Annotated in this window: 5 protein-coding genes and 1 tRNA gene; 3 read left to right on the forward strand and 3 right to left on the reverse strand. The window is 41.1% G+C overall.

The genetic code is table 11. From position 1 onward, the window contains the following. The first annotated feature begins 316 nt into the window (after positions 1-316). The gene (locus RTL34_RS08705; RefSeq protein ID WP_007115809.1) at positions 317-655 is read left to right on the forward strand and encodes a P-II family nitrogen regulator; all 339 of its coding nucleotides are present in this window, start codon (positions 317-319) and stop codon (positions 653-655) included. Positions 656-777: 122 nt separating this feature from the next. Then, the gene (locus tag RTL34_RS08710) at positions 778-2,103 is read left to right on the forward strand and encodes an ammonium transporter (protein ID WP_076775469.1); all 1,326 of its coding nucleotides are present in this window, start codon (positions 778-780) and stop codon (positions 2,101-2,103) included. 144 nt (positions 2,104-2,247) lie between these two features. Here RTL34_RS08710 and RTL34_RS08715 read toward each other — a convergent pair whose 3' ends face one another. Then, complete coding sequence (locus tag RTL34_RS08715) at positions 2,248-2,679, reverse strand: DUF2147 domain-containing protein (protein WP_253852211.1); 432 nt, start codon at positions 2,677-2,679, stop codon at positions 2,248-2,250. Between the two features lie 200 nt (positions 2,680-2,879). After that, a complete protein-coding gene (locus RTL34_RS08720; protein ID WP_312116245.1) occupies positions 2,880-3,815 on the reverse strand; it encodes a DNA/RNA non-specific endonuclease in 936 nt (311 codons plus the stop codon). Positions 3,816-3,941: 126 nt separating this feature from the next. On the opposite strand from RTL34_RS08720, the gene RTL34_RS08725 reads away from it, so the two are divergent. Beyond that, positions 3,942-4,032, forward strand: a tRNA-Ser gene (locus tag RTL34_RS08725). A gap of 57 nt (positions 4,033-4,089) precedes the next feature. Here RTL34_RS08725 and RTL34_RS08730 read toward each other — a convergent pair. After that, positions 4,090-6,186, reverse strand: a complete 2,097-nt coding sequence (locus RTL34_RS08730; RefSeq protein ID WP_312116247.1) for a catalase — start codon at positions 6,184-6,186, stop codon at positions 4,090-4,092. Positions 6,187-6,454: the final 268 nt, after the last annotated feature.

The raw sequence follows: 6,454 nt of genomic DNA on the forward strand, positions 1-6,454 counted from the left end.
ATGGCACCCAAATAACCTTTTTGGTGCAATAGCTGATTTACATTAGAGGAATTTTTATTTTTTGGTTATAATAAAATTACGTTTTCTGTGTGATGGTCGCATTGAAACCACAAAAAAGTTTTTGCTTTATTTTCAATAGGTTGTATTTTTTACCCCCTTAAAAATAGGACATTTATGAAAGTTGGCATAGCTTTTGAATTATCGAAACTACCATTTTCAACATGCTTTACGAATGCTGTTTAGGGTAACCGCTATTAAGCCACTACAGCAGCTAGTAACTAACCCAACCATAAGCGGCACTTAAAAGGAAATTATTATGAAATTAATTACGGCTATCTTAAAACCGTTCAAGCTAGACGATGTGCGTGAGTCACTCTCTGAGATTGGCGTTCAAGGTATCACAGTTACCGAAGTAAAAGGTTTTGGTCGTCAAAAAGGTCATACTGAATTGTACCGCGGCGCTGAGTATGTGGTTGATTTCCTGCCCAAAGTTAAGTTAGAAATTGCAGTGACTGACGAAATGGTTGATGCAGCGATTGAAGCTATCACTCGCGTGGCTAGCACGGGCAAAATCGGTGATGGCAAAATCTTTGTATCACCATTAGAACAAGTGATTCGTATCCGTACGGGTGAAACGGGCGCTAATGCTATCTAACACTATCATGACTGTCGTTGCCGCAGCGCTTGTTAAATTTTAAAGTCGACCATCCTTTAAACATTAACGTAGACCTATCAAGCAGCTTAACGACTATCTCAAATAATTTTAAGGGGGTTACGATGAATGCCGTCATTACAAGGGCAGCTTTTGCCAAATTTTCACAGCCACTAGTATCTACTAAATCAATTTTATCATTATTGTTGTTATCTCCATTGGTGGCTCATGCTGCTGACACGCCTACGCTAAATGCAGGCGACACGGCTTGGGTATTAATTTCGACTGCATTAGTGCTCCTAATGACTATTCCAGGGTTGGCGTTGTTTTACTCAGGTATGGTGCGCAAAAAGAATATTTTAGGGACGATGGCACACAGCTATGGTGCCACGGCGTTAGTATCTATCATTTGGATTGTGTTGGGTTATTCGCTGGCGTTTGGTAGTAGCGATTTTAATCAATTTATTGGCGGTTTTGATAATGCCCTGTTATCTAATATTGGGTTAGGTGATTTAACCGGTACCGTACCCACCCTGTTATTTGTCACTTTTCAAATGACCTTTGCCATTATCACTGTGGCAATCTTAGCAGGCTCGATTGCTGAACGTATTAAATTTAGTAGCTTCATGGTGTTTACTGCCCTTTGGGTATTATTGGTGTATGCACCGATTTGTCACTGGGTTTGGGGCGGCGGCTGGTTGATGGCAGATGGTGCGCTAGACTTTGCAGGCGGTACGGTCGTGCACATTAATGCAGGTGTAGCAGGTATTGTGTTGGCGGCTGTTTTAGGTAAACGTAATGGCTATAACCGTGATCCAATGGCACCTTCAAACTTGGCTTTAACCTTAATTGGTACGGGTTTGATTTGGGTAGGTTGGTTTGGCTTTAATGGCGGTAGTGCGTTAGCGGCAAATGCATTGGCAGGTAATGCCCTACTCGTCACGCAAGTAGCCGCAGCGGCAGGGGCATTGACTTGGTTTGCCATCGAAAAATTAGTCCGTGGTAAAGCCTCTGTATTAGGCGGTGCATCAGGCGCAGTGGCGGGTTTAGTCGGTATTACCCCAGCGGCAGGTTTTGTGACGGTAGCAGGCGCATTAGCGATTGGCATCATCACCTCATTGGTTTGCTTTTATGCAGTCAACTATCTCAAACGTCTGTTAAAAATCGACGATAGCTTGGATGCGTTTGGATTGCATGGCGTTGGTGGTATCGTCGGTGCCATATTGACAGGTGTCTTTGTGAGTCCTGCTATCACTGGCAAACCACTGGCTTTATCGACTATGGGTCAAGTGTGGGTGCAATTAGAAGGCGTGTTCGCGGTTATCATCTACTGCGCGATTGTGACTTTCATTATTGCCAAAGTGATTCAATTAACCATGGGCTTACGTGTCACTGATGAAGATGAATACACAGGTCTTGATTTGGCTGTACATGGTGAACGTATCGAATAGATAAACAATAATAAAAATAGGCTGATTCAATCAGCCTATTTTTTTATTTAACCGTACTAAAAGACTCTACAAAACTTGCGATTGGACAAATAAAAAAGCTAGATAGTCATATCTAGCTTTTTTGAGATTTCAAATCAGTAACGATTATTTAATTTTTTTCCAAGTTTGGCTGCCTTTGACTGGAACAGATAAAGTCAAGGTTGAACCGCTTAATGAAATATCTGCACCTAACCCAAAGCCCCAACGTGGGTCTTTGGCTTTACCTGAATATTTGCCATTACCCGCTGCTTTAACGCCTGTTAACACAGTTTTACCAACAAAAGATTTTGCTTTTTCAGTATTGCCCGCAACGATTTTACCGGTGAAAGTAGCACCTGTTTGTGAGATTTGAACTTGCGCTTTTGGTTGATTGTCTTCATAAGTTTGCCAGGTACCCACGATTGGATCGGCAGCCATAGCAGCAACACTTAAAGTAGAAAGAGCAACACCAACGCTGATTGATTTAAGAGAAATTTTCATAACAGTTCCTTCTGTAGCGCACTGCAAAAAAGTAAGGGAAGTGAGATGCAGTGCCATTGACAATCATTATAGCCAAAATGGTTTTGAGGTAAAGATATTTTTTGATACACAAAAGTTGCTAATAGTTTTCTACATCCTTACAGGGTAAAATTATCCATTTTTTTAATTTTAAGTTACTGATTTTTAAGTAATTATTTTTTTAAAAAATTCCAAAAGCTCAAAATGACTAATCAGTCATTTGTGTATAATTGCCATTTTTAGGACTTAAATAGGCTGATTATCCATTCAAAAATAGTCAAGACTAAATTAACTAAGACTAATAAAATTTGCTGGTTATCGGGCTCTGATTTTGGCGTGTTTTTATTTTTTGTAGCTGGTGAATAATCATCAATAGGCAGCGTCATTGCCGTTTTTTGTACCTTCCCTGATAACCCTGGCATGGCATCCACGCCTATTCTTACCGCAAGTTCATCCAGACTAATGATTTCCACTCGCTGACTATCATCATTAGGGACAAAATAAACCCCTGCTTGTTGTAGACTTGGAATATAAATCGCTTTATACAGATGACTAGGTACTAATATATTGTTATTGATTTTCTTAACCCGATTACTGATAAAAGCCACCCCTGTCACCACGTAGATACGGTTGTGTTTGATTGCTAGATAACGGGTACGGGACTCAATGTCTCGCCAAGTGCTACGATTATTAACAGGATTTTGCGGTACAATGTTGGCAAGGCTAAAACTGTCATATTGTGACTCAAGCGTACTCATATCTGCATTCGGCGCTAGATGCCCACGATCATAAGGTACGTTACGATAATCAGCTAAATAGCCTTTAACCCGATTAGGCAGCTGACTTTCCTCGTGAAAATTATCAACCCTAGCTAGTTCACTCGCTTTTTCAATACGCGCTCGCGTCAAATACTCCGCTGACCATAAAGCGGTTTTACTCAGTGACGAATAGCCCACAGCAAAGCCATTTAGACATAGATAATAAATCTCAAGTGGTTGATTGGAGAGTGGCTGCGGACTTTGTTGGTTAGCATAGGTATTGCCGCATTGATTGAGGTGCTGTTTGCGATAATCTAAAGCGGTGCTTGAATGTGCCCATAACGGCAATAGGGATAAACCCATCGCTACTAGTTTCTGTGACAGTGATTTGTGGGAAAAACGCTGATAACAACTCATACGCTATAACTTACCAACTCTAGCCATCGATGAAAATTGATTAATTATACATGACATTTGGCATTATTTTGGGTAAAATAGGCGTCCGTTTTGCGATTCCCTATATTTTGGAGTTGCAACTCGATTGGAAACGTGGCTGAGTGGTCGAAAGCGCACGCCTGGAAAGTGTGTATACGTTAATAGCGTATCGAGGGTTCGAATCCCTCCGTTTCCGCCAAACAAATAAAAAGCTAGCTTATTATTAAGCTAGCTTTTTTGTTGCTAGGTTGATGAGTTATGCTAAATCACGCACATGAGGTTCACGATCCCATTCACGCGATTTGGCCTTCTCGATAAAGGTATCTATTTCCTTTAAAGCCACCACACTGGCATCTTTCTCAATGTGCTGGGGAATCAGGATAAATTCATCCGTCGCACCACAATAAGCAATCGCTTTTAGATGGGCATGCGCGTCTTTAAACCACGCAATCGCCTCACTCACTTTGGCTAACTTTTTCGCTTGCTCCGGCATAATGATACTAACGATTGCATCAAACAAGACAGAAGGCGAACCCGCCAATTGACCGTCAGCTGCAATGGTTTCACCATTGTTTAACGTAATATTAATTTTTGGCGCTACTATAAAGGGTGTTGCCTTTGCTGCGGTAATCGCTGCTTTATATTTTTCAAGCATTTCTGCATTTGAATCATCTGCGACTAAAATAGCGACTTTACGACCTTCAAGCGTTGGCTTGGCTTTGCCAATCAACTGCAAAGCCGGCGATAATGGCAAATCTTGCACCGGAACCGTCGGCTCAATCGGTTTTGGCACTGGTTTCATGCCTAAACCATCGACCACGCGTTTACCCAATGTTTCATCAACCGTTAACAACTGCGCAACCATGCGTTCACGGATATAGGGTGTTTCAACTTTTGAAAGCTCAAACACAATCGCTGAAGCGATATGCGCCTGCTCAATAGGGGCTTGACTACGATAGAACATACGCGGCTGACTATAAAAGTCTGCAAAGCTTTCTGCACGGATACGACCTTTAACCGCATCGTTATTTTGAGTTAAATCATCTGTAAATGATTTAAACCCAATTGACGGATTTTCACGCGGTTTTTCTGATTCTAAACTTTGTGGTTCATAAGCGACCCGACCTTTAGGAATTTGCATCTGCATATGGCCATCACGTTGCATATTATGGAATGGACATTTTGGCGCATTAATTGGCAGCTGGGCAAAATTTGGTGAGCCCAAACGTGACAACTGGGTATCTAGGTAACTAAATAAACGGCCTTGTAATAATGGGTCATTACTAAAGTCAATACCTGGGACGATGTTCGCTGGGCAGAAAGCCACTTGCTCTGTTTCCGCAAAGAAGTTATCGGGATAACGGTTTAATACCATTTTACCCACGATTTCAACAGGGACTAATTCTTCTGGAATTAATTTGGTTGCATCCAAATGATCAAATGGGAATTTTTCTGCTTGTTCTTGGGTAAAGATCTGCACACCAAAGTCCCAAACAACTTCGTCACCATTTTCAAACAAGGTTTCAAATAAATCACGACGATGATAGTCTGGATCAGCACCGGCAACTTTCACAGCTTCATCCCACACATGTGATTGAAGCTGCAAACGTGGACGCCAGTGATAACGGAAGAACACACTTTCGCCTTGGGTATTAATAAAGCGATAGCTATGGATACCAAAGCCCTCAATCATGCGTAAACTGCGAGGAATAGCGCGATCACTCATCGCCCATAGGTAGTTATGTAAGGTTTCAGGGTTTAACGAGATAAAATCATAAAAGGTATCATGCGCTGATGCCGCTTGTGGGAAACCACGATCAGGCTCCATTTTTACAGCATGAATAATATCGGGAAATTTAATCGCATCTTGGATAAAGAACACAGGGGTGTTGTTACCCACTAAATCCCAGTTACCTTCCTCTGTATAGATTTTGACGGCAAAACCGCGAATATCACGCGGCGTATCAATCGATCCCGCACCACCGGCTACCGTTGAAAAACGAGCAAATAATGGGATTTGCTTGCCCACCTCTGTTAATACCTTAGCTGTGGTAAATTGCTCTAATGATTTGGTTAATTCAAAATAACCATGGGCTGCCGTACCACGAGCATGTACAACACGCTCAGGAATACGTTCATGGTCAAAATGGGTAATTTTCTCACGTAAAATAAAATCTTCCAGCAATGCAGGACCCCGGCGACCTGCCTTTAGCGAATTCTGATTATCTGCAATAACAATACCTTGCTGCGTAGTCAAATTGGTTGAATTATTATCAGCCTGCTGATGAGTTTCACCAGCATTGCCTTGCTGAATATTCATATTTGGCTCTGGTTTAACGGGCTTTTGTGTCATTTTTTATCCTAGATATTTAATTATATTTGTAATTTTTTAGAAAACATCAAATGTTCGCCTAAGGTTAAAAAAGGATCGACATTGATGTAATTAGTATATAGGATTCAAAAATTTACAGTGTGAAAATGCGTAAAGCTATGTAACAAGTAGGTTATTAATGCAGCATATATAAAAAGAATAAAATTAACATCTTAATACTGCATGTTATTTTGACAAAAAAACACCCCCTTTAAACGAATAAAGAGGGTGGTTTGGAATAGGGAGCTGA

The organism is Moraxella sp. CTOTU47915, assembly GCF_031986685.1.
Taxonomy (GTDB): domain Bacteria; phylum Pseudomonadota; class Gammaproteobacteria; order Pseudomonadales; family Moraxellaceae; genus Faucicola; species Faucicola tetraodonis.

Coding starts and splice junctions, on each gene's coding strand:
- RTL34_RS08710 (WP_076775469.1), top strand. CDS start 778: ATGAATGCCGTCATTACAAGGGCAGCTTTTGCCAAATTTTCACAGCCA.
- RTL34_RS08715 (WP_253852211.1), bottom strand. CDS start 2,679: ATGGCACTGCATCTCACTTCCCTTACTTTTTTGCAGTGCGCTACAGAA.
- RTL34_RS08730 (WP_312116247.1), bottom strand. CDS start 6,186: ATGACACAAAAGCCCGTTAAACCAGAGCCAAATATGAATATTCAGCAA.
- RTL34_RS08720 (WP_312116245.1), bottom strand. CDS start 3,815: ATGAGTTGTTATCAGCGTTTTTCCCACAAATCACTGTCACAGAAACTA.
- RTL34_RS08705 (WP_007115809.1), top strand. CDS start 317: ATGAAATTAATTACGGCTATCTTAAAACCGTTCAAGCTAGACGATGTG.